The organism is Gardnerella sp. c12Ub_1 (assembly GCF_055804375.1).
This window is the reverse complement of record NZ_JANUZC010000001.1, coordinates 18,275-42,549: the sequence shown is the minus strand read 5'-3', so window position 1 is coordinate 42,549 and position 24,275 is coordinate 18,275. Positions and strand designations below refer to the sequence as shown.

The window sequence follows — 24,275 nt, the reverse complement described above, 5'->3', positions numbered from 1 at the left end:
AATACACTATAATGATGATTTATATGTGCATTTACGAAAGAAGGAAGCATGGCAGCCTCTCGGTATAATCAAGACCGTCGGTACCAAACTAACTATTGGGACTCATCTGCACCACACCATACTCTCAATAGTCAAATGCTTAATAATACTCGTAAAATCATTTGCATGGCGATTATTGCCGTTCTAGTCTTTTTAACTACAATAATCGCATCCGTATGGCTTGACTTTTCTTCTACTATTAGTTCGCGCGTTATAAAAACCATCTCAACAAGCACCAAACAGATTCAGTCAATAGACCCTAATGCTGGTAAAACTATTAATATTCTTGTTCTTGGTCAAGATACTCGAGAAGGTAAGAATCGCGCTTTTCAGGGCGGCGGAGAAGACGAAAATCATCAATCAGACACAGCAATGATTGTTCAAATCAGCGCAGACAGGTCTTATATAAACATTGTTTCAATTCCAAGAGATTCAATGGTTAAAGCCGCATCGTGCAATACGTCTAAAGGCAGAATTCCAGCTAGACGTAAAGTTATGTTTAACTCGATTTTCGCACTTGGCTACGCTAAGGGAGGCGACTTAGCAAGCGCAGCATCATGTACGCTTGCAACAGTAAACGAAATTACTGGCTTAAACATAACAGATTTTATTGTTGCAGACTTTAGCGGTTTAAGCGATATGATTAACGCGATTGGCGGAGTAACCTTGTGCATTCCTGTAAACACTAGGGATTATTACACGGGCGTTAATCTAAAGCGCGGACTTCAACACCTTGATGGCGTGCAAGCAACACAATATGCAAGAATGAGGCACGACAGCGCAAGCGACGGAAGCGATATTATGCGAACAACGCGCCAGCAATATCTTCTTAAGCAACTTATTCATCAAGCTCTATCAAAGAATCTTCTAACACAGTCGAGTCAGCTTTATCAACTTGCAAAATCAGCTCTAAAGTCACTTAATATGAGCCAGGGTCTTGCAAACCCTACAACACTGGTTGGTTTAGCTGCAAGTCTTCGTAATCTAAAACCTTCGCACATTTACGCGCAAACAATACCGATTACAACCGACCCATACGATGCAAATCGTGTTATTTTAGACGAAAGTGCTCAAGACGTTTGGGATTTAATGCAAGAAGATAAGCCGTTAACTAAAGATTTAGGCGAAAAATCAAGTAAAAGTGAAAAGTCTTCAAAAAAGAACGCAAAAAATGGCGAAAAGTCTGCCTCTAAAGAAAACTCCGATTCTTCTAGTGCAGATTCTAACAACTCTGCGGAGTCTACAAATTCTGGCGAGAATAGCCTTAATTCCTCTAATTCCTATGCAGATTCAAATGCAGTTAAAATTGGGCGCGTGGATCCAAAAACTGGATTAGCAAAAGACAGCTTAGGTAGACTTATTGATCCAAATAGCGGCGGAATTGTTAACCCAGAAGACGGAACAATAAGAAACCCGCAAACTGGTCACTACATGGGAATTGCAGATAAATACCTAAATAATACAATATGCGCTGTTCCAAAAGGAAGATAATACACTAGAAAAAGCACGTTGTTAAATCGTTTATAACTACGTTGTTTTATAATGCCATTGGTAGTTTTCACTAATAATTATGCATACATATAGACGCCATCAATATTGCAAATGTATGGCTTAGGGAGGATAAATGAGCCAGCAACGTCCAGAAGACGCTTTGGGGAATCAAAATAATCCACCTAGCTTTACTCCATCGAATAAACACAATAAAAACGCGAATTCAATACCGAGCTTTCCGCCTAAAAACGCACACAATAACGCGCATAAAAACAGCGAATTAAACAAGCAAGAGACTGTTCAGCGTGCACCGTCGTTTGAGCCAAAGCCTAGAAAAGTAAGCCAAAACTCGCAAAATTATCGCACGCAAAACACTGGCACACAAGCATATAGCGAGCAATACTACCCCGAACAAAGTCAGCGTTTAAGCCAAAACAATGCAAGTGCATCTAGTTTTACTTCAAAAAGAATCCAAAACTTTAGTCAAAACGAAGTTAGACCAATAGCAAGTAATTCTTCTGCTGGAACTCTTGCTTTTAGAAAAAAACATCGCTTACTAAAGTACTTATCCCTGCTTTTAGTAACAATATTGATTCTTGTAGGAGCACTAGGCGTTTTATCTTGGAACTGGGTTGACTCTCAAATTAAGCGAGATAATTGGCTAACGGATACTCCAGATACTCAAGAAACAACTTGGCTAATCCTGGGATCGGATCAGCGAGAAGGCGAAGAAGCAAAAGAAATAACTGGTTTTAGAACAGATACGATTCTTGTTTTAACAAAACCAGTAAGTGGGCACAGCTCCTTAATATCCATTCCAAGAGACTCGCTAGTTTCTGTAAACGGCCAGCAAATGAAGATTAACACAGTTGCACAAGATCTTGGAAATAGAGCATTAACAAAAACCGTTGAAAAAATTACGGGTCACAAAATAGACCACGTTGCAGAAATAAAATTCGCAGGACTTACAAACGTTGTAAACTCGCTTGGAACAATAGACTTATGCTACGATCGCACAGTTAGCGATGTCTACAGTGGGCTTAATTGGACTGCAGGATGCCACAGCGTAGACGGAAACGTTGCATTAGCATTTTCTAGAATGAGATATGCGGATCCTCAATCTGATTTTGGAAGAGCTGCAAGACAGCGAATGGTAATTAGCGCAATAATGAAAAAAGCTTTATCTAGCAGCACGCTTACAAACTTCTCGAAAGTAAAAGGCTTTGCAAAAGCATCGCTTGATTCTGCAATATTAGACGAAAACTCAAATCCTGGAACACTGCTGAACATGGGTCTTGCTTTTAAGGAAGCAACAGGAAAAGACGGCGTAACAGGAACAGTCTATTGGACTAATCCAGATTATTGGGTGTATTCAGTTGGATCAGCCGTTTTGTTAGACGATGCTAAAAACATTGAATTATTCGATCAATTATCTGCTGGAACGCATGCGCCTGGAAACGTTGGAACGCTTGCAGAGCAATAAACATAATTTTAGCTAATCATATTTAGCCAATTTAGCCTTTAACCACATTTATAGTTTTTACTTGCATATTTCTTAATCGCAATACACTATTGCGTTATGGAATACGAAAACAATGCAAATAATACTAAAAGCATAGCTTCAAAACCAATGTTTTGGATGCAAATAATGGCAAATATTGTGCCTATTTTAGCCAATATTGCTCTTGCTATAATGGCGTTTTTGCAAAAAAGTTGGATGATGCTTGCAATGATTGTTCCTAGCATAATGATGTATATTGCTTGCTTAATACCGCAAATTGTTCAATATAATTCAAACAAAAACAACAAAAATTTAGTAAAAAATAATACGAATCAAAGCATTCACTTTAGCAAAACAACAGTCGATTCTCATATTAAAGGTGTTCCAGAAACTCTTGTTCCAATTAACCTAGAAGCAATGCTGATTAATAACGCAAATCAAATTGTTTCTACAAATTACTCCAAAAACATGCAAAATCGTGTTCCTCCATGGAAAAATGTTGTATACGCTTGGCTAGTGTCTTCTAAAAACTCTTTAGAAGCTCCGATTGGAATAAACAGCAGCGGTTATTTTTGTATAGATCTTGTTAAAAATGGTCCGCACGCGCTTGTAGCAGGAACAACAGGGTCTGGGAAATCCGTTTTACTAACATCTTGGTGTTTAGCTCTAGCTTTTAGATATTCACCTAAATTATTGCAATTTGTGTTTATGGATTTTAAGGGAGGAGCTACATTCGATTCACTTTCTACTCTTCCACACAGCGTTGGAAACGTTGGAGACTTAAATCTTAAGCATGCTGCAAGAGCATTGCGCGGATTAGAAATGGAATTAGACAGGCGAGAAAGATTAGTTGCAAATCAAGGCTGCCACGATATTAGTCAAGTAAAACCAAGCGAGCCTTCAATGGTTATTGTTATAGACGAGTTTCATGCCCTTAAAAATCAACTACCCGATTACATGAATCGCCTAATACGCATAGCTTCGGTTGGAAGATCCCTAGGAATGCATCTTATAGCGTGCACACAAAACCCAATGGGACAAGTAAACGCAGATATGAAGGCGAATATGTCTATAAACATTTGTTTAAGAGTTAGAGACGCAATGCAATCGCACGAACTACTTGGGTCTCCTGCCGCCGCAAGCATAAACCCGAATAATCCTGGAGCAGCATATTGCAATACAGGAGACGGAATAGTAGCATTACAATGCTCACAAAGTCAAAACAAAAATTCGCTTATAAAAGCAATCGAATTGGCTGGAAAATTCTATTGCTACAAAACTCCTAAGCAATTGTTTAGCGCTCCCCTACCAAGATACTTAAATAATTCAACGCTTAATAAATACTGCAAAAACACAAAAGATAGCGAGTTTGGACTTTTAATCGGCTTAAAAGACGACGGAATTAACCTAAGCGAAGCAATTTTGCCAATAAATCTTGGAAACATAGCGATTATTGGCGGAAGCAAACGAGGAAAGTCTAATCTTATAAATGCGATTAAAAATGCGATTAGTATGCAAAATCTTGATTCAAAAAACATTCACATTCAAGACAACGCAGACTCACTTTTAGAGCCTTTTAACAGCGACGAAAAGTCTAAAGAATTGCAATGCAAACTAAAAGACACTAAAACAACAGTAATATTTTGCGCTCAAAACGCAAGACACATACGCATACCAGAGCAAGCGCCAGTAAGAATAATCTTCCCAACAGGCGATGCTGCAACAGACTCAATGCTTGGAATACCTACCGACTTACTAAAAACACTAAGCGTGGAAGATTATCAAACACCAGGAAGATGCATAATGGTGATTCCTGGAAAAGCCAATTTGCTGCAAATATTGAGTTTTACATAAAAATATGACTTAAATCACTCAAAAAGATTAAAAAAATTTTGTAAAAGTCTTGAAAAAAAGTTATATTCATGCTTTCCTGGAGTGCGGATAGTTTTATACAAAATCTAGCAAATTTAGTAAAAATATACGCGTATTAAAAAGAGGTTATTTACTTATGAGTAGCGCATTCGACTGGCGTGCAAAAGCAGCTTGCCGAGATAAGGATCCTGAACTTTTCTTCCCAGTAGGAAACAACAGCTCATCCAATCAGCAAGTTGAAGAAGCCAAAGCAGTGTGCAGAACTTGTAATGTTGCCGACAATTGCTTAAGATGCGCTCTAGAAACAAGCCAAGATTACGGAGTTTGGGGCGGACTTAGCGAAGATGAAAGGCGCTCGCTAAAGCGTAGAGCAATGCGAGCGCGCAGAAATCAAAGCACTGAATTTTAAGTAAGAGACTACTCTACTCCAGGCACACGTAGCTTAATATCTAGCAGAACGCGAGTTCCGCCTTCTCTGCGCGATTCCCACTTAACAGTGCCACCAAAATCGTTAGTAACAAAAGTGTTGATTAGCTGAGTGCCTAATCCAGATCCAGAAGACTTTGCCATTCCATGCAAGGATTCGCTTTCGATTCCGCCGCCATTGTCTTCTACAACAATACTAAGGTTGTCTCCGCCACGACCAACAGAAATCGTAATATGGCCTTCGCTCATTCCTTCAAAACCATGCTCAACTGCATTTGTAACAAGCTCGGTTAAAACAAGAGAAAGAGGCGTTGCATCTTGAGCTGCAAGCTTGCCGAATTTACCACAAAAATCAACCGTAATATTTTGATTTTGCGAAGCAAGCTCAATCGTCATTTTAAGCAAGCTAGAAATTACTTTGTCGAAGTCAACAACCTCATCGGCAGTCTGGCTTAAACCTTCGTGAACAAGAGCAATAGTTTGAACTCGCCTTTGAGCTTCTTCTAGCTCTTTTCTAACTTCGTACGACTTGGTTTTTCTAGCTTGAAGACGAAGCAAAGCAGAAACAGCTTGAAGATTATTTTTAACGCGATGATGAATCTCGGAAATGGTAGCGTTCTTAGTCTGAAGCTCCTTTTCTCTTCTAAGAACCTCCGTAACATCTCTGCAAAGAACAACTGCGCCAGTTCTATCGTTAGGCCCATAAAGCGGCAGCGAGCGCATAGAAACAACGGAATTATTTACTTCTAACTCGCAATCAACGTCTGCTTTACCGCTTAAAACTAAAGGCAAGCTTTCGGGAACAACATCGTTTGTGTGAAGAAGACGCGCTCCAAACTCGCACAAGAACTCGCCTTGCATAGTGTTTAATCCGCCAAGTCTGCGGAAGCAGCTGATTGCGTTTGGAGAAGCATAGCGAACAACACCACTTTCTTCTAAAATAATAAAACCGTCTGCAACTCGAGCATTGTGGCGCTGATTTAGCATTGAATCGTGGTACGGAAACTGCTCGCGCGCAATCATGTCGAACAACGTTTTGCCAGCATTAATGCTTTCCGTCTCGTACCTACCGTTTGATTCTCTTGTTGCAAGATTTGTTTCCCTAAGAACAAGACCAAGCGTTTTGCCGTTGTGTCGAACTGGAGCGTAAACGTTGCAAACAGTAGCTCTGCCAACAGTTCTTAAAACCGAAGAGTGGAAACTTGTTTCTTTACTCATTGCTGCTTCTAGCTCATTATGCATTGATTCGTCTAGCTTTACGCCGAGTAAATCTTCGGTTCTAAGTGTGATTGCTGTAGACGGACGGCATTGTTCTGCTACAACGTAATCGCCATTGCCATTTTGAATAACCAAAAGCAAGTCTGCAAAACTTAAATCTGCTATTACTTGCCAATCTGCTACAAGGTGATGCAACCATTCGCGATCCGACTCGTCAAAATCTGGACGCGTTGCAAGAATATGAGAAAAATCAGCCATGATTTAATAATATAAACACGCGAATATAAACACGCGAATATAAGCAGACTAAATAAGCAGACCAAGATTCTAAAGTCTATTAAAGCGCGTTATAAAACAAAAGTGCAGAAGTTCTAACTCCTGCACTTTTATCTACATCTATTAGCTTGCACTAATACGAGTCTTGCGACTAATCCAATCCAAGCTCCAAGTTTCCACCTGGAATTGCGTCGAGAAGATCGCGAGTATATTCCTTTTGAGGATGATCAAACACTTCGTCGGTTGTAGCATGCTCAACAAGCTTGCCGTGTTGCATAACAACAACCTCATCTGCGATTTGACGAACAACAGCCAAATCGTGAGTGATGAACAAGTAGCTTAATCCGCGCTCCGCTTGCAAATCGTTAAGCAAGTGCAAAACCTGATCTTGTACAAGCACGTCTAATGCAGAAACAGCCTCATCGCAAACGATTACGTCTGGATCCAATGCCATTGCACGCGCGATTGCAATGCGCTGACGCTGACCGCCAGAAAGCTCGTTCGGGAATCGAGTCATAACAGAAGCAGGCATGCGAACCATATCTAAAAGCTCGCGTACGCGATTCTGACGGCTCTTTTTACTTCCAATCTTATGAATACGCAAAGGCTCTTCAATGGAACGATAAATCGAATACATTGGGTCTAGCGAGCCGTAAGGATTTTGGAATACTGGCTGAACATGACGACGGAAATCAAGCAAATCCGCGCCCTTTAAGTCAGCAATATTCTTGCCCTCGTAGGTAACAGTTCCACTTGTTGGCTTTAGTAATCTCAAAACCATGTTTGCAACAGTAGACTTACCAGAACCAGATTCGCCCACAATTGCCAACGTTGTTCCGCGCTTAATAGAGAACGAAACATCGTCAACAGCTTTGAAAAGTTCCTTCTTGCGCGGAAGCTTAAACTCGCGAGTTAAGTGGTCGACTGTAATAATATGCTCGCTCTTTTCAAGAGTTTGCTCACCTACTACGTGATGCTCAAGCAAATTATCCGCGTTTCCGCCATGCTCCTTAACGGAGATGATTCGCTGAGAAGCAAGGCTTGGAGCAGCAGCAACAAGTCGCTTAGTGTACGGATGCTGCGGATGCTGCAAAACGTCCAAAGATGGACCAGACTCAACAACGCGACCCTTATACATAACAACAACGTGCTGAGCACGAGCTGCAGCCAAACCTAAATCGTGAGTAATAAAGAGCACAGAAGTGCCGAGAGAATCGGTAAGCGTATGCAAATGGTCAAGAATACGCTTTTGAACAGTTACATCTAGTGCGGAAGTTGGCTCATCTGCAATCAGCAAATCTGGACGGCAAGCCAAGCCAATCGCGATTAACGCGCGCTGACGCATACCACCAGAAAACTCGTGCGGGAACTGACGTGCGCGAGTTGCAGCATCTGGCAAACCAGCTTCATCAAGCAAACCAGCAATGCGGTCTTCAACGCTTGCACCAACAACATACTTTTTGGCGATTTCCCAAGCCTTGTCGTCGTTCACACCGTACTTGATTAAATCGTCTGCAACGCGCCAACGAGTTTCGGAACCTGGAACCCACTCTTTTTTGTAGTATTCCATAGCTTCATTAAACTTTTCGGCATTCGTTTGCTCGCTAAGACCAGCCTGCGCCAAAGCTTGCTTTGCTTCGTCTAATAATGCGCTCAGTTCTTTAGAGCCAAGGAAGATTTCGTCTTCGTTGCTTTTAACTTCTACAGCGTCTCCTGCTAAAGCTTCTGCCAAAGCGGAGCGCTTCTCATGGCTTACGTCAACGCCATTTGCAAGAAGAGCTTCTTTAACTTGAGTTCCAATTCGCCAAACAGGGTTCAAATTACTCATAGGGTCTTGCGGAACCAATCCCATTGCTGTACCGCGCAAAGCCGCATAATCTTTAGGCTTTAGATTGCTTATTTCTTGACCTTTAAGCTTAATAGAACCACCCGTAACGTGACCTGTTCCAGGGAGTAAACCAAGAACCGCCATTGCAGAAGTAGACTTTCCAGAACCAGATTCGCCTACGATTGCAACCCACTGACCTGGGTAAACGTTAAAGCTTGCATCGCGAACAGCGTGTACGGCCTTTTTAGAATCCGTTGTAAAGTCAACTTGAAGATTTTTAACTTCCAGCAAAGGACCCTGCTCGCGTTGCATTGCAATAGTATCTACATTTTTACGTGTTGCTGTGTTCATAATCACTATTCCTCCACGCTAACTTACGCCTTACGGCTCTTTGGATCCAACGCATCTTTTACGGCGTCGCCCATCATAATAAAGGCGAGCACGGTAATGGCGAGCGCAATGGATGGATAGAACAAGACTTCTGGATTTGTAGTAAGAACATTTCTAGCGGTAGAAATATCTACACCCCAGCTAACTGTTGTTGTTGGCAAACCAATACCCAAGAAGCTAAGTGTTGCTTCCAAAACAATGTAAGAGCCGAGAGAAGTTGTACCTACAACAATGATTGGAGCCAGCGAGTTTGGAATAATGTGCTGGAACAAGTTTCGCATTGGAGTAGAACCTAAAGCAGTAGATGCTGTGTTAAATTCAAGATTCTTGGATTCCATAACAGCACTTCTTGCGATTCGAGCAACGCCTACCCATCCAAAGAGAACCATAACAAACACGATTTTCCAAATCGACTTAGATGTGCGGAACATTTGCAAAACTACGATTGCACCTAGCAGCATTGGCAAAGCCAAGAAGATATCGGTGATTCGGCTAAGAACCGCATCAATCCATCCTCCAAAGAATCCAGCCAAAGCTCCAATTAGCGAACCAACTAACACCACTAAGGCGGTTGCTAGCAAGCCAACGCTTAAAGATGTACGTGTTCCATATACAACTCGAGCGTAAATATCGCATCCTTGCATGTCGAATCCAAACGGATGCGCAGCAGAAGCTGGCTCAAGCGAGTGCTCCAAAACACAGTAATTAGGATTGTGCTTTGTAAGAGCGCCTGGGAAGAGCGCAACAAAAATAATTGCAATAATCAAAACTGCAGAAACAATAAACAATGGATTTCTGCGCAAAGATCGCCAAGCATCAGCCCACATGCTTGTAGCTGGAGCGGATTCGTCTACAGAATCAACTTCTTGAAGAGGCGTATCGTCAAGAGGAGCAACATAGCGTTCCTGACCTGGCAATGTATTGTAATTTGCATTATTTGTAATCAAATTATCTTCCATCAAATTATCTTCCATAATGTGCTCTCCTTACGCGTAACGAATGCGCGGATCTAGAGCCGCGTACAACATGTCAACAAGAAGATTGCTGACTACAAATATCAACATAAGAAGCGTAACTATAGAAACAACAAGGTTTCCTTCTCCCTTTAGAATTCCCTGATATGTAAGGAATCCAACGCCATGAATGTTGAAGATTGTTTCCGAAATCATTGCGCCGCTCATAAGAGCGCCCAAATCTTGACCTAAGAATGTAACAACAGGAATAAGCGAGTTACGCAAAATGTGTCGAACAATAACGGAGCCTTCTTTTAAGCCCTTTGCACGAGCCGTGCGCACGTAATCAAGCGATATGTTTGACGAAATTTCCGACCTTGTAAGTCGAATAATATATGCCATTGAAACGGATCCAAGAACTATTGCAGGAAGAAGAAGATCGTAGAATCCAGGATCATTGCTTGCAGTAACAGGCATAATATGCCACTTAACACCAAACAAATATTGGCCAATAAAGCCAGTAACAAATGTTGGCACAGAAATAAGAAGAAGTGATACAACTAGGATTACGCTGTCGTACCACTTTCCTTTCTTTAAGCCAGAGATTATACCGAAAGCTACGCCGAACAAGGCTTCGAAAGCAAACGCCATCAACGCAAGCTTAATGGTTACAGGGAATGCGCGGCCAATCTCGTCAATTACTGGCTGACCAGCAAAAGTATGACCAAAATCAAGAGTAAGCGCATTCTTTAAGAACAACAAATATTGAATAATAAATGGCTTATCCAAGTTATACTCGGCACGAATTTGCGCTTCTACAGCATGGTTAATTGGCTTATCGCCAAACATTGCTTTTACTGGATCTCCAGGCAAAGCAAACACCAAAGCGTATACCAACAATGTTGTGCCGAGAACCACAGGAATCATCTGCAAAACGCGGCGCAGAACATATTTACCCATTGGTTTCTCCTTATATATTTACTTAAAAATTCGCATAGCACACACCCAACTTGTGGCTTGCATATTGATTTAACCCAACCTAAGTAAAAACACAAAGTGCTGCCTCGAACAGCGGATAGAATTTTGTAATTTTATTCGCCATTCGAAGGCAGCAGCACGTTTTTACATGCTATTTAATTATGATTTATTTTTTAATAGCTACTTGATTTTAATAGCTACTTGATTTTGATCTTTACTTGTGGAGCTTGTAGTAAAGTGGCATATTCTGCCAATCCATTACAAAGCCCTTCAAGCTTGGAACCATAACAGCCTTGGCGTTCGAGTAGAACAGTGGGACGTATGGAAGATCCTCAAGAAGAATCTCGTTAGCCTGCTGATAAAGCTTAGTTGCCTCAGCTGGCTGAGAAGAAGAAGCCTTCTTAAGCAAAGCATCGAACTTAGGATTCTTGTAATCAGCTTCGTTGGAACCATTGCCATCCGCAGCAACGGAAGCAAATTCCTGAGTCAAGTAATTTTCTGGGCTTGGGTAATCTGGCATCCAGCCTGCACGCCATGCACCCTTAACCTGACGCTGTTCGCATGCGTTACGGAACTCTTGGAATGTTGGAACTGGAGTTGTTTCAGCATTGATTCCAAGATGATTCTTAATGGAGTTTACAACTGCGTCGAACACAGACTTAGCGTTGCCATCGGCGTTGTAAGTAAAGGTAAGAGGACCATCATACTTAGAGATCTTATCTGCCTTTGCCCAAAGTTCCTTAGCCTTTGCGGCATTAAACTTAAGGTTTTCATGTCCCTTAAGATCTGCCTTGTAGCCTGGAGTCAAAGGAGAAGTGAACTCGTTTGCAGGAGATGCAGTGTTGTTAAGAACCTTCTTGATGATGGTTTCGCGGTCGATTGCCATAGAAACAGCTTGACGACGCAAGCGGCCTTCTTCGGTAGTTACATCGAAGTGTGGCAAGGATGCAGGAATACCAAACTGCTGGATTACAGAACCTGGACGGTTGTATGCCTTAACAGTTGTGTCCTTTTGGAAAGTCTTGGTTTCTGTATCTGGAATGTTGTCCGTCATATCAAGATTGCCAGACTGAACATCGCGGTAAGCAGCGGTGCCGTCGGTGTAAATCTTAAAGGTAACGCCATCATTCTGAGCCTTGCGTGGGCCATCATAATCTGGATTCTTTACAACTTCGATCTGCTTGTTGTGATCCCAAGACTTAAAGAGGTATGGTCCAGAGGAAACTGGCTTTTCGCCGTAAGCCTTTGGATTCTTGTAGAAGGATTCTGGAAGAGGAGCGAATGCAAGGTAACCAACCTTAATGGCAAACACAGAATCTGGCTGGTTCAAATCAACAGTAAAGGTGTACTTATCTACAACCTTTAAGCCAGAAAGCTGCTCGTCGCCCTTAGTATCATTCTTCTGCAAGTCTTCGTAACCCTTAATGGTCTGGAAGAAGGAAGAGCACTTCTGAGCATTCTTAGCGTTTGCTACAAAGCTCCAAGCCTTAGTGAAGCTTTCTGCGGTGATTGGAGTGCCATCGCTGAACTTCTTATCTTTTTTAAGCTTAACGGTGTATTGGGTTGCATCGGCGTTTGGAGTTACGCTCTCGGCATCTTCGTTTACCGTGTTGCCCTTTTCATCAAAAGTGACCAACGTGGAGTTGACCAATACAGCAGGACGAGCACCAGCATTCTCGTTAATGTTTCCTGGAACAAGCTCGTTCTGAGGCTCGGAGTCGTTTACGGTAATAACAACCTTGCCACCATTTGTTTGAGCGGTCTTCGAGGCAGAAGAACCTCATCCACCGAGCAGCATAGCAACCGAGCACGCAGCTGCGGCAAAAAGTAATGCCTTATTCTTCATATGTTTTCTCCTAACGTTGGGTATGGCAGGATTCCATTAATTATCACGAAAAAGTCTCATTACAAGCTTTGCAAAGCCTTTACGCTTTACAGGCTCTATAGGCTTAATAAATAAAATCCACCTAGTATTTATTGCCAGATGGATTCTTTGCAAAGCCAATAAGGAGGCCTCTTCGTTGATTAAAATTCAATCATACGGATTTTATTAAACAACGCAAGCTCAAAGTCTAAATGTAAAATTTACTGTTATTTTGTCTATAAACAGTAAAAACAACTATTGTAATAGAAAAATATTAGATTAAATCGTATTCTATGCGATATTTTGCCAAGTCTTTTACATCTGCAGTGATATTACAAAAATGTAAATTTGCATCTGGAATATGTAACAATCATGTTAAACGATGCAAAATATGCAACAAGATGATTAAGTATTAATCAAAATAAAAAGTGGTGTAAAATCGCACCCAAAGTCACGAGTTTACACCACTTAATAATTTAAGTCAAGTAGATAATCGAATCTAGTCAACTAGTTCGATTTAATCAAACAGCTAGTTTGATTAAATCACTTAGCGTTATTTGTTTGATGCTCAAGAGCAGCCGCCACTAATCCAGCAAACAAAGGATGAGGCTTAGTTGGACGAGACTTAAACTCTGGATGAGCTTGAGTTGCAACATAGAATGGGTGAACACTCTTTGGAAGCTCCACAAACTCAGTCAAATTACCGTCTGGGCTTTGGCCGCTAATACGCAAGCCAGCTTCGCGCAAACGATCCTTATAAGCCACGTTCACTTCGTAACGGTGACGATGACGCTCGGTAACATGCGTAGAGCCGTAAAGCTCAGCAACAATAGAGCCTTCTTCAAGAGTTGCAGGATAAGAACCGAGTCGCATTGTGTGACCCATATCTCCCTTGCCAGCAACAATATCTTTTTGCTCTTCCATAGTTGCGATTACTGGATCTCCACAATCCTTTTCGAACTCTGTGGAATTAGCATCTTCAAGCCCAAGCACGTGACGAGCATATTCAATAACCATAGATTGCAAGCCAAGGCAAAGACCAAGCGTTGGCAAGCCATGCTCGCGAGCGTAACGAAGCGCGCCAATCTTACCTTCAATGCCGCGAATACCAAATCCGCCTGGAATAACCATGCCGTCCATTTGGTCCAGAGCTGCAGCAGCACCTTCTTGAGTTTCGCACTTATCAGCAGCAACCCATCGCACGTTAACCTTAGCCCAGTTTGCAAAACCTCCAGCCTTAATGGCCTCCGTAACGGAAAGATACGCATCTGGTAAATCAATGTACTTTCCAACGATTGCAATGTTTAGCTCATGCTTTGGATGATGAACGCGCTCAAGCAAATCTTCCCACTCGTTCCAATCAACATCGTGGAATGGAAGCTCAAGCTCGCGCACAACGTAAGCATCCAAGCCCTCGTTGAACAAAATCTTTGGAACATCGTAAATGCTTGGAGCATCCACGCAATTCACAACGCCTTCTGCATCAACATCGCACATAAGAGAAATCTTGTCTTTAATGCCTTGATTAAGAGGGCGATCCGAACGCAAAACAAGCGCGTCTGGAGAAATACCAAGAGAGCGAAGCATCATTACGGAATGTTGAGTTGGCTTAGTCTTCAACTCATGAGCTGCAGCAATATAAGGCACCAAAGAAACGTGCACAAACATGCAATTTTCTGGGCCTAAATCGCGGCGAACTTCTCGAGCAGCCTCCAAGAATGGCTGCGACTCAATATCTCCAACAGTACCGCCGATTTCCGTAATAATAACGTCTACATCGTCGCTAGCTTGCGCACGCATACGCGATTTAATTTCGCCAGTAATGTGTGGAATAACTTGCACGCACTGACCCAAATACTCGCCAGCACGTTCTTTTCTAAGCACGGATTGATAAATCTGGCCAGTTGTAACATTTGCTTTTTGACTTAAGAAAACATCAAGGAATCGCTCGTAGTGACCAATATCAAGATCTGTTTCTGCGCCATCTTCTGTAACGTAAACCTCACCATGTTGGAATGGGTTCATTGTGCCTGGGTCAACATTGATGTAAGGATCAAGTTTTTGTTGCAAAACATGAAGACCGCGGCTTCGCAAAAGCCTACCTAAAGACGATGCAGTAAGACCTTTTCCGAGGGACGAAACAACGCCACCAGTAACAAAAATATGCTTTGTAATATGCTCCTGAGAGTTACCATGTTTTCTTCTAACCATGGAACTCCATAGTATCTTCGAGCCTCGACTCGGGTGTTAAACAATGAGCAACAGCTTCTAGTGCAAGCTTGTAGCCATATAGCCCCATGCCTGTAATAGTTCCAGTTGCAACAGCGCTAATAACGCTAATTTTACGAAAAGCATCGCGCGCAGAAGGATTAGAAATATGCACTTCCACTAGCGGCACTCCAGCATCCAAAACCATGTGCGCAGCATCCGCGAGCGCATAACTGTAGTGCGTAAAAGCAGCAGGATTCATAACAACAGGAGTATGCGTATCAGCTGCTTCGTGCATCCAGTGCACCATTTGTGCTTCGTCGTCACTTTGACGCACTTCTACTTGCAAGTTAAGCTTTTGCGCCCACTTTTTGCAAAGCGAGCACAGTGCTTCAAAATCTTGATTGCCATAAACGTCTGGCTGGCGAACGCCTAATCGCCCCAAATTTGGGCCATTTACTACCAAAACCTTGCGCATATTTATAGCGTTTTTTGAATTTTCTCGATTTTGCGCGTTTTCTACATCTACCATTTTCTAACCTCTAATCTTATTAAACGCTTCGCGAATCGCCTCCAGCGGCGGATTATCTAAGTGAATCGGGTTTCCAATCCCGTCTAAAACAACAAATCGCAAAGTGTTGCCTCTAGCTTTTTTATCTTTATGCATCAAATCAAGAACCTTGGCAAAAGCATCGTCATTATTGCCGCCGCCATTCCAAGATATTGGCAATCCAAGTGACTTTAAAAGTGAACGATGATACTCAACGTCTTCTGGACTTAAATAGCCCAAAATTTTCGCAAGCTCCGCCGCAAAAACCATTCCAACAGCAACTGCGTTTCCGTGACGCCAAGAAAAATGCTCTATTTGCTCAATTGCATGACCAAGAGTATGGCCGTAGTTCAAAAACTCGCGCAAACCTTGCTCTTTTAAGTCGTTAGAAACGTGGTATGCCTTAACGCGCACGCTTTTTTCTATTAAATCGCAAACCATATTGTTCAAATGTGAATCGCTTAAAACAGAAGAGCCATCGAGAGTGCGTAATTTGCTAGCATTTTGCGGATTTTCCAGAATTTTTAGGATGCTCGTATCGCCAATAAACCCTGATTTTGCAACCTCTCCTAAGCCTTCAACAAAAATATCGTTACGAAGCGTAGAAAACGCGCAAGTATCTGCCAAAACACCTGCAGGCGTGTAAAAACTACCAACCAAATTCTTGCCAAATGCAGTATTTACGCCAGTTTTTCCGCCAGTCGAAGCATCTACCATAGCAAGAAGCGAAGTTGGGCAATTTACGTAGCGGATTCCACGCATCCAAGTAGATGCAACGAATCCAGCCAAATCTGTGGCTGCTCCACCGCCCAAGCCAACAATCGCGTCTGAACGCGTAAAACCAGCGTTTGCAAGATGCGACCACACAAAATCCGCAACCTTAACGGTTTTGCCAGCCTCTGCGTCTGGAATAAGAATGTCAAAAACATCGTAGCCAGCAGCGCGCAAAATAGTTCTTGCTTTATCGCTATGCCTTTGAACAGGCTGAGTGTGAATCAAAGCTACTCGAACAGGCTCTTTTCCAAGCATTTGCGGCAAAAGACTCATAGCACCAGCGCCAATATTAACATTATAGTTTTCAATATCTTTGCCACTTACATGCACAATTCGTTGCATAATCATATCTTTCAGCTTTCTTGCGGCAGGTTTTGGCGTTAATCCGTAAACGCGAGCGTGCAGATTCGCTACTTTACAAAACACGGGGTCTCTTTTAGCAAACAAATCCAACCACCGTTTTGCTCCGTCTTTGCCGCTTAGCATAGGGCGATTTGAATTCCAGCTTACGCGCTCAATTGCATCGTTTGGATCCACTTGCAAGTAAACAACGCAGCCACCGAGTTTTGTATATTTTTTTAAGACTTCTTGCGTTTGTGGGCGCATTGGGGAGCCGCCGCCGAGGGCGATTATTGGGGAGGATTGCTCAGAATCTGCAAAAATAGCATCTTTAACAATTTTAGCTTCAATATCTCTAAAAGACTCTTCACCAAAATCCTTAAAATACTGGCTAATCGGCATATTGATTTTTTGCTCAATTAAATCGTCTGTATCTATAAAAGGAACATTCAAAATATGCGCTAATTCCTTGCCAACACGCGTTTTTCCAGCTGCAGGCATGCCGATTATAACAGCTAATGGCATTTTGTATTTAGGCACACCGTGAGTGGAACTTTGCAAAGATTCTTCGCTCATCTCATATGCTCTTTCCAAGATTGAACGTAACTCTTAGCATTCCTAGCAGTTTCTTCTAGCGAATCTCCACCAAACTTTTCTAACGCATACTTTGCAAGCGTTAATCGAACCATTGCCTCTGCAACTACAGAAGCGGCTGGAACTGCCGTAAAATCGGAGCGCTGATTAATTGCCTGCGCTGGCTGGCCAGTAAGCACATCTACCGTTCGCAAAGCACGCGGAATGGACGGAATCGGCTTCATTGCAGCGCGCACGCGAATTGTCTCTCCATTTGACATTCCGCCTTCAATGCCTCCTGCGCGATTGCTAAGGCGTGCAATGTTGCCATCTTCGCCTGTTACGATTTCGTCGTGAGCAGCCGAGCCAGGGCGATTTGCTTCTTCAAAACCGTCTCCAATTTCCACGCCTTTAATCGCCTGGATTCCCATAAGCGCCGCCGCCAACGCCGCATCTAATCGGCGATCCGACTCAACATAAGTTCCAACTCCAGCAGGCATGCCGTATGCCAAAACCTCTACAACACCGCCAAGCGTATCTGCATTGGCTTTTGCTTCATCGATGCGAGCCATCATGCGCGCTTCGGCATCTTTATCTAGAGTGCGAACTGGAGAAGCATCCAGAGCAGCAAGATCATCTGGTGTTGGCAGGGCTAAACTTTTGCTTACATATTCGCCGCCGATCCCAATAACGTGCGCAACTGTGCGCACACCCAATGCTTGGTGCAAAAACGCATCAGCTACAGCGCCTAAAGCCACGCGAGAAGCCGTTTCCCTGGCACTCGAACGCTCCAAAACCTCGCGAGAATCACTAAAACCGTATTTACGCATGCCTGTTAAATCCGCATGCCCAGGGCGCGGCCTAGAAAGAGGCGCGTTACGGCCTTCTTTTGGCAAATCATGGTCTAGCGGATCTGCACTCATCACTTCAACCCACTTTGGCCACTCGCTATTTGCGATTTCGATTGCAATTGGAGACCCAAGAGTAACACCGTGGCGAACACCTGTAAGCAAACGCACTTTGTCTTGCTCAAACTTCATTCGCGCTCCACGACCATATCCAAGTCGTCTACGCGCAAGAGCAGAAACAATGTCTGCGCTAGTAATCTTAACTCCTGCTGGCACTCCTTCAATCATTGCCACCAGCGCTTCACCATGCGACTCCCCTGCCGTTTGCCATCTAAGCATGCCTTCTCCAATCGCGTTGTGCGTTATATTTATTGTTATACTTCTTGCACTTAATACTGTTCTTTATTTTAAATCAATACTCGATTCTAAATCTGTATTCTACTAACCACTAAGTATTGCTCACAATCCACGTAATCAATCGCAAAATCTGGCAAACTTTTCTAGAAACCACTATCTTTATTTGGTATTGTGTGATTCCTTGTTTGCTGTTGCGCGACTTCCTATTTAGTATTGCGCGAGGTTTGAGTATTTCTCTCCTCGCAGGCGCGCCAACCTGCCGGAGCGCTTAAAGCGTAGCGCGCGAAGGCAATTTGGCGCGCTGAGCAGCTCAAGGCAGAAGCACTGCTTCTGCGCTGCGAAGACGTGAGCGCGCTTAGACCGCGCGAACGAAACATCTCATTCAGGGCGAAAAATCTCGAATCTCCACCTTACTTATCACTATAGAATTGCAGCAAAAGTTCAAAGCATAACAGCGATGAGCGCAGATACAGCTAGAACAGGCACGAACGGGATTTTATTTTGCACATTTTTAGACTTAACGCGGAAAAATCGCCAGCAGACTCTAGAGCAGATTTTCCACACTAAAATCCAAATTAATCCAAATATTCCGACTGATGCAAACCAGTAGATTATGCAATCAAATCCAAATAGCGCCAAAGCTTGAGCGATCATAGAAGCGCATGTAACATCGCCAAATCCAAGTGCTCCGCGCACGCAAAGTTTTTGCACCAAAACATAGATTGCAAAAACTGATACTGCACAAAGCCATCCGCGCAAAAGAAAATTAACATTATGAAAAGTAATCAGCGAAAAAATAAGGTTTGCTGCAGATTGTGTAAAAGCAGCTAGTACAACCCAAAGTCTAGGCACAATGCGGCTTGTTAAATCCGTTGCGCACAATGCAATCATGCATATAAGCGTTGGCGTTGTAAATAAACACGCGATAATAAACTGACTCATTTGATTATGCTAAATGCGCAAAAACTGCGAACGCAACAAATTATGCTCAATGTGGTTAAAGGCTTTTTGTAATTACGCAAATACGCAAAGTGAAGTAGAGAATCTCGGTGATGAAAGATACGCAAAAGTCCTAAATATTCAGAAGGTTTGATGTATTTCTCTACGAGCAATAAAAGAGGAGCGTAGCGACGGGATTTGCGAGGAGAGAAATACTCAAACCTCGCACAACGCTAAATAGGAAAGCGCACTACGCTTTAAGCGAAAAGGCAGGTCCTGTCGTTCGCACGGATTAGCCGTGCGAACGTCTTCGCCGCGCAGAAGCAGTGCTTCTGCTCTAAGCGGCTCAGCGCGCCAAATTGCCTTCGCACGCTACGCTTTAAGCGCTCCGGCAGGTTGGCGCGCTAGTTAGCGTTTTCGTTGGAACGCTTATACTCGTCGCGAATCTTTAAGAAATCGTCGTAGTTATCCGCAAACTTAGTTTCGCCTGTCTTTAAGTTAGTAGTAACAAAATAAATCCATGGACCATTTGCAGGATTAAGAGCCGCCAAAATCGCGTTATCTCCAGGAATGCTTATAGGAGTAGGCGTCAGCCCCTTGTGAATCCTAGTGTTGTACGGGTTGCTTGCATCGTCTAGCTGCGATTGCGTAAGGTTAATCGCCTTAATCCCAATTCCGTACGCAACCGTAGTATCCATTCCCAAAGGCATGTCTTTAGCTAAACGATTTAAGATTACGCGCGAAACTTTGCCGTAGTATTCACGATTATTGACTTCTGCTTCTGCAATGGAAGCAATTTTAAGAACTTTTTGACGCAAATCACCCTTAGGAACGCCTAGAGAATCAAGCTTTTCAATGCGCTTATCTACCATTTTTGCCAATATCTTGCTAGCTGATTTAATGGCTTTTACGTTGTAAACTCCAGGCTCCAACCATCCTTCAAAGCTTCCGCCCGCCTCTGGCGGCAAAATCCCCTCGCCGTCCGCTTTTTGAATCGCGTTAAATTGAGCAATGTCAATTCCCGAGATTTGTGCAGCCTTGCGAATAACCTCCGTTGCGCGCTCCCCTGCTTTAACGTCTAAGAATCCACCAGCCTTGCTTTGGTCGGAAAGAATTTCCACTACGTCCATTGAATTCATGTGTTTTTTAAGCGCGTAAATTCCTGGGTACAAAATCTTGTTATTTGCTGCAACAATATTAGAAAAAGTGGATTGCGACTTTACAACCTGCGCCTTAACAAGGTTATTTCCCACTTCTACAGATCCTTGACCTGGTTCAATCGTAAATTCAACGAACCCACTTCCAGGACCTGGCCAGTCTTCCATAATTGACGACTGACTATTGTTTCTTACATAAACTGCAACTCGATATAAGCCGTATCCAACAACAAATAGCAACGCAAAAACTAGCGTAAGAATAAATGCGATTATGCGATTCCGCTTGTTTCTGCGATTTTTACGCGCAGTTCTTGCTTTTCGCGATTTTGGCGGAACAGGAGGATTGGATGAATTGTGACTCCATTTAGCGTTTTGATTGAAAAAATCGTCTATATTCTCACTCATTAAACGCTTCCTTTCTGATGGAGTTACTTTGCGAGTCACTTTGCGAGTCGCCTTTTACATTTTTGCAAGCATTTCTGTAATCGTCAATCGCAGATTGCAAAATCAACACTGCCGATTGCTGATCAACCATTGGACGATGCTTTTTAGTGGAAAAATCAGCATCTAACAATTGCCTATGGGCAGTAACTGTTGTTAGTCGTTCGTCGTTAAAAACGATTTCTGGAATAAAATCAAGCGACCAATCGCCATAATCAAAAAGCGATTTAATGCGCTTGGCTAAATTAGCACCCCATCTGCGCGCTTTTTTAGCAGACTTTCCTTCGGATCCATCTAACTGTAAGGGCAAACCAACTACGACTCGGCTCACACTATTGTCTTCTATAACGTTAATAACGTCTTCAATCGCATTAAATGAGTCGCCATAAGCTTGAATATTACCGATTGGGTGCGCAAAAGTCAGCTCAGGGTCGGACTTAGAAAGTCCAACCCTGGCATCTCCTAAATCAACGCCAAGCCAAATCATACGAAAACTCTAACTTATTAATTCGGCTCGAGTGTTAAACATCTTAAACATTCAACCTTTTGACTATAGCTTCAAAACTTCGGCTTTCACGGCCTCGAGTGCTTCATCAATCTTAGAAGCATCCGCACCGCCACCTTGAGCAAAGTCTGGCTTGCCGCCGCCACCGCCGCCAAGCACCTTGGAAGCTGTACGCACCAAGTCGCCAGCCTTAGCGCCAGCCGAGCGAGCTGCATCGTTAGTAGCAACAGCAACCATTGGCTTATCGCTCTCGTTTACACCGCACAAAGCTACAACTACTGGCGCATCTTCGCCCAAGCGAGAACGAACGTCAAGAACAGTCTTGCGCAAAGCGTCGAAGGAACCGAAGTTTCCAACATTCTTTACAGCAAGCTTAATCTTTGAGCTGCTTTGCTTAGCTGCATCAACTAATTCTGGAACAGCCTCATTAAGCTGGGATTCGTAAACAGAAGCAAGCTTGCGATCGGAATCCTTCATCTTGTTAAGCAAAGACTCTAAGCGCTCAGCCAATTCGTCTGGACGCGCATTAACCATGTCTGCAAATTGAGCAACCAAAGCATGCTCGCGAGCGCCATATCGGTACGCTTCTTCGCCGCAAAGCGCGTCGATTCTGCGCACACCAGAGCCAATAGAAGACTCAGAAAGGATTGTAACCATACCAATCTTGCCAGTGCTCTTAGCATGAGTACCGCCGCAAAGCTCGCGGCTCCAGCCATCGCCAATCTCTACAACGCGAACAATATCGCCATACTTTTCGCCGAACAAGTGCATTGCGCCAAGCTTGAAAGCATCGTCAATCGGCATCTCTTTTGGAACAACTTGCAAGTCTTCGCGAATACGCTCGTTTACGCGAGCTTCTACGCGTAACAACGCATCTTTATCAACAGCCTTTGGCCATTGGAAGTCAAAGCGCAAACGATCTGGATCTACTACCGAACCGCGCTGAGTTGCCTGCGGGCCAAGCTCTTCTCGCAAAGCCTTGTGAAGAGTGTGTGTAGCAGTGTGGCTTCTAGCCAAAGCAGCACGGCGCACCTGGTCAATATTTGTGTTTACAGGAGCACCAACGCTAAGAGTTCCTTCAGTAAGTCGGCAGCTGTGAACAATCAAATCCTTAATCGGACGCTGAACATCGTCAACTTCCAAAATCGCGCCGTCATCGGAAATAATCTCGCCCTGATCAGCAATCTGACCACCGCGCTCAGCATAGAATGGCGTGCGATCAAGAATAACTTCAACGTTTGCAGGAGCGCTAACACTTTTAACAGCACCCTTACCGGCTTCAACAATCGCCAAAACGTTTGAACGGCTGGAGAAGTCTGTGTAACCGAGGAAGTCGATTGGCTTTTCAAGTTCTTTCTTAATGTCGTCGTAAACGCTAACATCCACATTGTGACGCTTCTTCAAAGCATCCGCGCGAGCGCGACCTTTCTGCTCGCTCATAAGCTCGCGGAACTTAGCTTCATCAACCTTAACACCCTGCTCAGCAGCCATCTCAAGAGTCAACTCGATTGGGAAGCCGTAAGTATCGTGCAAAGTAAATGCGTCGGAGCCGCCAACAATAGGGTCATCCTTGCGTTCTTTCTTAGCTTTTTCAACAGCCAAGTCAAGAATAGTCGTACCCTTTTCTAGAGTGCGGCGGAACGCATCTTCCTCACCGTATGCAGCTTCGCTAACCTCGTGGAAAGTGTTATTAAGCTCTGGATAGCTTGGCTCCATAGCGCCCTTAGAAACTGGGAACAAGGTTGGCAAAACTGGGTCTTGCACGCCAAGCATGCGCATTGCGCGAACAGTTCTGCGAAGAAGACGGCGAAGCACGTATCCGCGGCCAACGTTGCTTGGACGCACGCCATCGCTCATAATCATCAACGCGGAACGCACGTGATCTGCTACAACGCGGAAACGAACATCCGCATCGGCGTTGCTGCCGTACTTTACGCCGCTAAGTTTTTCTGCAGCTTCAATAACTGGATAAACTTCGTCAGTCTCGTAAATGTTTTCCTTGCCTTGCATAAGGTAAGCCAAACGCTCCAAACCAGCGCCTGTATCAATATTCTTTTGATCAAGCTCACCAACAATGTGCAAATCGGTCTTAGACTTTACGTTGTCTACCTGGAAGTTCTCAAAAACCAAATCCCAAATCTCAATAAAACGAGATTCGTCTGCAGCAGGACCGCCATCCTTTCCATATTCTGGACCGCGATCCACGTAAATCTCGGAGCATGGGCCGCCAGGGCCAGGGCCACCAGTAGTCCAGAAGTTATCTTCCATGCCAAAAACTTGCATGTGCTCTGGATCAAAGCCCTCATTCTTCCAAATTGCGCGAGCTTCGTCGTCGTCGGTATAAGTAGTAACCCACAGCTTTTCTGGGTCAAAACCGTAGCCGCCCTTATCTTGAGGAGTTGTTAAAAGCTCCCAAGCGTAGTGAATTGCTTCTTCCTTAAAATAGTCGCCAAAACTAAAGTTACCAACCATTTGGAAGAAGGTACCGTGGCGAGTTGTTTTACCAACTTCGTCAATATCGAGCGTACGTACGCACTTTTGGTTAGACGTCATTCTGCGAGAAGGAGGCGTTTGCTCTCCTAAAAGATAAGGTATGAATGGAACCATGCCTGCAATCGTGAAAAGCGTCGTTGGATTTGGAGAAATCAGCGATGCAGAAGGCACGACCATATGTCCATGATTACCAAAATAGTCAAGATAACGCTTTGCAATTTCTGCTGTGCGCATGGGTACGAACTCCTTTTTTAT

General features: G+C 43.5%; 16 protein-coding genes and 1 pseudogene. 4 read left to right on the top strand and 13 right to left on the bottom strand.

Annotated features, from left to right (window positions below; genetic code table 11):
- Positions 1 to 48: 48 nt before the first annotated feature.
- From NYP65_RS00155 to NYP65_RS00140, 4 genes are all read left to right on the top strand, one after another.
- On the top strand, positions 49 to 1,530 hold the full coding sequence (locus tag NYP65_RS00155; protein ID WP_473410432.1) for an LCP family protein: 1,482 nt from the start codon (positions 49 to 51) through the stop codon (positions 1,528 to 1,530).
- 133 nt (positions 1,531 to 1,663) lie between these two features.
- Positions 1,664 to 3,013, top strand: a complete 1,350-nt coding sequence (locus NYP65_RS00150) for an LCP family protein (RefSeq protein WP_020757527.1) — start codon at positions 1,664 to 1,666, stop codon at positions 3,011 to 3,013.
- Between the two features lie 96 nt (positions 3,014 to 3,109).
- Positions 3,110 to 4,885 carry an FtsK/SpoIIIE domain-containing protein gene (locus NYP65_RS00145; protein ID WP_346284345.1) on the top strand — a complete coding sequence of 592 codons (1,776 nt, stop codon included), beginning with the start codon at positions 3,110 to 3,112 and terminating at the stop codon, positions 4,883 to 4,885.
- Positions 4,886 to 5,039: 154 nt separating this feature from the next.
- Positions 5,040 to 5,312 (top strand): WhiB family transcriptional regulator, encoded by a 273-nt coding sequence (locus NYP65_RS00140; protein ID WP_004131981.1) that lies wholly within the window; start codon positions 5,040 to 5,042, stop codon positions 5,310 to 5,312.
- Between the two features lie 8 nt (positions 5,313 to 5,320).
- Here the strand turns inward: NYP65_RS00140 and NYP65_RS00135 are convergent, their stop codons facing one another.
- The 13 genes and pseudogenes from NYP65_RS00135 to alaS all read right to left on the bottom strand — a co-directional run bounded on the left by NYP65_RS00135 (position 5,321) and on the right by alaS (position 24,254).
- A complete protein-coding gene (locus tag NYP65_RS00135) occupies positions 5,321 to 6,805 on the bottom strand; it encodes a sensor histidine kinase (RefSeq protein WP_004131977.1) in 1,485 nt (494 codons plus the stop codon).
- A 169-nt stretch (positions 6,806 to 6,974) separates the two neighbouring features.
- Complete coding sequence (locus NYP65_RS00130; protein WP_020973370.1) at positions 6,975 to 9,002, bottom strand: dipeptide ABC transporter ATP-binding protein; 2,028 nt, start codon at positions 9,000 to 9,002, stop codon at positions 6,975 to 6,977.
- Between the two features lie 23 nt (positions 9,003 to 9,025).
- Positions 9,026 to 10,015, bottom strand: coding sequence for an ABC transporter permease (locus NYP65_RS00125; RefSeq protein WP_016797158.1), 990 nt, complete (start codon positions 10,013 to 10,015; stop codon positions 9,026 to 9,028).
- 12 nt (positions 10,016 to 10,027) lie between these two features.
- Positions 10,028 to 10,954, bottom strand: a complete 927-nt coding sequence (locus NYP65_RS00120; protein ID WP_016636289.1) for an ABC transporter permease — start codon at positions 10,952 to 10,954, stop codon at positions 10,028 to 10,030.
- Between the two features lie 232 nt (positions 10,955 to 11,186).
- A pseudogene (locus NYP65_RS00115) lies at positions 11,187 to 12,818 on the bottom strand (peptide ABC transporter substrate-binding protein).
- A gap of 561 nt (positions 12,819 to 13,379) precedes the next feature.
- Complete coding sequence (locus NYP65_RS00110; RefSeq protein WP_004131966.1) at positions 13,380 to 15,047, bottom strand: CTP synthase; 1,668 nt, start codon at positions 15,045 to 15,047, stop codon at positions 13,380 to 13,382.
- Complete coding sequence (aroQ, locus tag NYP65_RS00105; protein ID WP_162861550.1) at positions 15,040 to 15,522, bottom strand: type II 3-dehydroquinate dehydratase; 483 nt, start codon at positions 15,520 to 15,522, stop codon at positions 15,040 to 15,042. Before aroQ ends, NYP65_RS00110 begins: the two co-directional genes overlap by 8 nt.
- A 57-nt stretch (positions 15,523 to 15,579) precedes the next feature.
- Positions 15,580 to 17,283, bottom strand: coding sequence for a bifunctional shikimate kinase/3-dehydroquinate synthase (locus tag NYP65_RS00100; RefSeq protein WP_473410431.1), 1,704 nt, complete (start codon positions 17,281 to 17,283; stop codon positions 15,580 to 15,582).
- A complete protein-coding gene (gene aroC / locus NYP65_RS00095; protein ID WP_473410430.1) occupies positions 17,280 to 18,467 on the bottom strand; it encodes a chorismate synthase in 1,188 nt (395 codons plus the stop codon). The genes NYP65_RS00100 and aroC overlap by 4 nt, the downstream gene beginning before the upstream one ends.
- A gap of 459 nt (positions 18,468 to 18,926) precedes the next feature.
- Entirely contained in the window at positions 18,927 to 19,376 is a 450-nt protein-coding gene (locus tag NYP65_RS00090) for an A24 family peptidase (RefSeq protein WP_004131957.1), read from the bottom strand.
- A gap of 452 nt (positions 19,377 to 19,828) precedes the next feature.
- Positions 19,829 to 20,986: an endolytic transglycosylase MltG gene (gene mltG / locus NYP65_RS00085; RefSeq protein ID WP_115761579.1), complete on the bottom strand. Its 1,158-nt coding sequence runs from the start codon at positions 20,984 to 20,986 to the stop codon at positions 19,829 to 19,831.
- Positions 20,979 to 21,509, bottom strand: coding sequence for a Holliday junction resolvase RuvX (ruvX, locus tag NYP65_RS00080; protein ID WP_004131952.1), 531 nt, complete (start codon positions 21,507 to 21,509; stop codon positions 20,979 to 20,981). Before ruvX ends, mltG begins: the two co-directional genes overlap by 8 nt.
- Before the next feature lie 63 nt (positions 21,510 to 21,572).
- A complete protein-coding gene (gene alaS, locus NYP65_RS00075; RefSeq protein WP_473410429.1) occupies positions 21,573 to 24,254 on the bottom strand; it encodes an alanine--tRNA ligase in 2,682 nt (893 codons plus the stop codon).
- Positions 24,255 to 24,275 lie beyond the last annotated feature (21 nt).

What these genes read in the sequence shown, in the direction of transcription:
- NYP65_RS00150 (WP_020757527.1), top strand. Translation starts at nt 1,664, where the DNA reads ATGAGCCAGCAACGTCCAGAAGACGCTTTGGGGAATCAAAATAATCCA.
- NYP65_RS00130 (WP_020973370.1), bottom strand. Translation starts at nt 9,002, where the DNA reads ATGAACACAGCAACACGTAAAAATGTAGATACTATTGCAATGCAACGC.
- NYP65_RS00145 (WP_346284345.1), top strand. Translation starts at nt 3,110, where the DNA reads ATGGAATACGAAAACAATGCAAATAATACTAAAAGCATAGCTTCAAAA.
- NYP65_RS00100 (WP_473410431.1), bottom strand. Translation starts at nt 17,283, where the DNA reads ATGAGCGAAGAATCTTTGCAAAGTTCCACTCACGGTGTGCCTAAATAC.
- aroQ (WP_162861550.1), bottom strand. Translation starts at nt 15,522, where the DNA reads ATGCGCAAGGTTTTGGTAGTAAATGGCCCAAATTTGGGGCGATTAGGC.
- NYP65_RS00155 (WP_473410432.1), top strand. Translation starts at nt 49, where the DNA reads ATGGCAGCCTCTCGGTATAATCAAGACCGTCGGTACCAAACTAACTAT.
- NYP65_RS00125 (WP_016797158.1), bottom strand. Translation starts at nt 10,015, where the DNA reads ATGGAAGATAATTTGATGGAAGATAATTTGATTACAAATAATGCAAAT.
- mltG (WP_115761579.1), bottom strand. Translation starts at nt 20,986, where the DNA reads ATGAGTGAGAATATAGACGATTTTTTCAATCAAAACGCTAAATGGAGT.
- NYP65_RS00110 (WP_004131966.1), bottom strand. Translation starts at nt 15,047, where the DNA reads ATGGTTAGAAGAAAACATGGTAACTCTCAGGAGCATATTACAAAGCAT.
- aroC (WP_473410430.1), bottom strand. Translation starts at nt 18,467, where the DNA reads ATGCTTAGATGGCAAACGGCAGGGGAGTCGCATGGTGAAGCGCTGGTG.
- NYP65_RS00090 (WP_004131957.1), bottom strand. Translation starts at nt 19,376, where the DNA reads ATGATTGCATTGTGCGCAACGGATTTAACAAGCCGCATTGTGCCTAGA.
- NYP65_RS00135 (WP_004131977.1), bottom strand. Translation starts at nt 6,805, where the DNA reads ATGGCTGATTTTTCTCATATTCTTGCAACGCGTCCAGATTTTGACGAG.
- NYP65_RS00120 (WP_016636289.1), bottom strand. Translation starts at nt 10,954, where the DNA reads ATGGGTAAATATGTTCTGCGCCGCGTTTTGCAGATGATTCCTGTGGTT.
- ruvX (WP_004131952.1), bottom strand. Translation starts at nt 21,509, where the DNA reads ATGATTTGGCTTGGCGTTGATTTAGGAGATGCCAGGGTTGGACTTTCT.
- NYP65_RS00140 (WP_004131981.1), top strand. Translation starts at nt 5,040, where the DNA reads ATGAGTAGCGCATTCGACTGGCGTGCAAAAGCAGCTTGCCGAGATAAG.
- alaS (WP_473410429.1), bottom strand. Translation starts at nt 24,254, where the DNA reads ATGCGCACAGCAGAAATTGCAAAGCGTTATCTTGACTATTTTGGTAAT.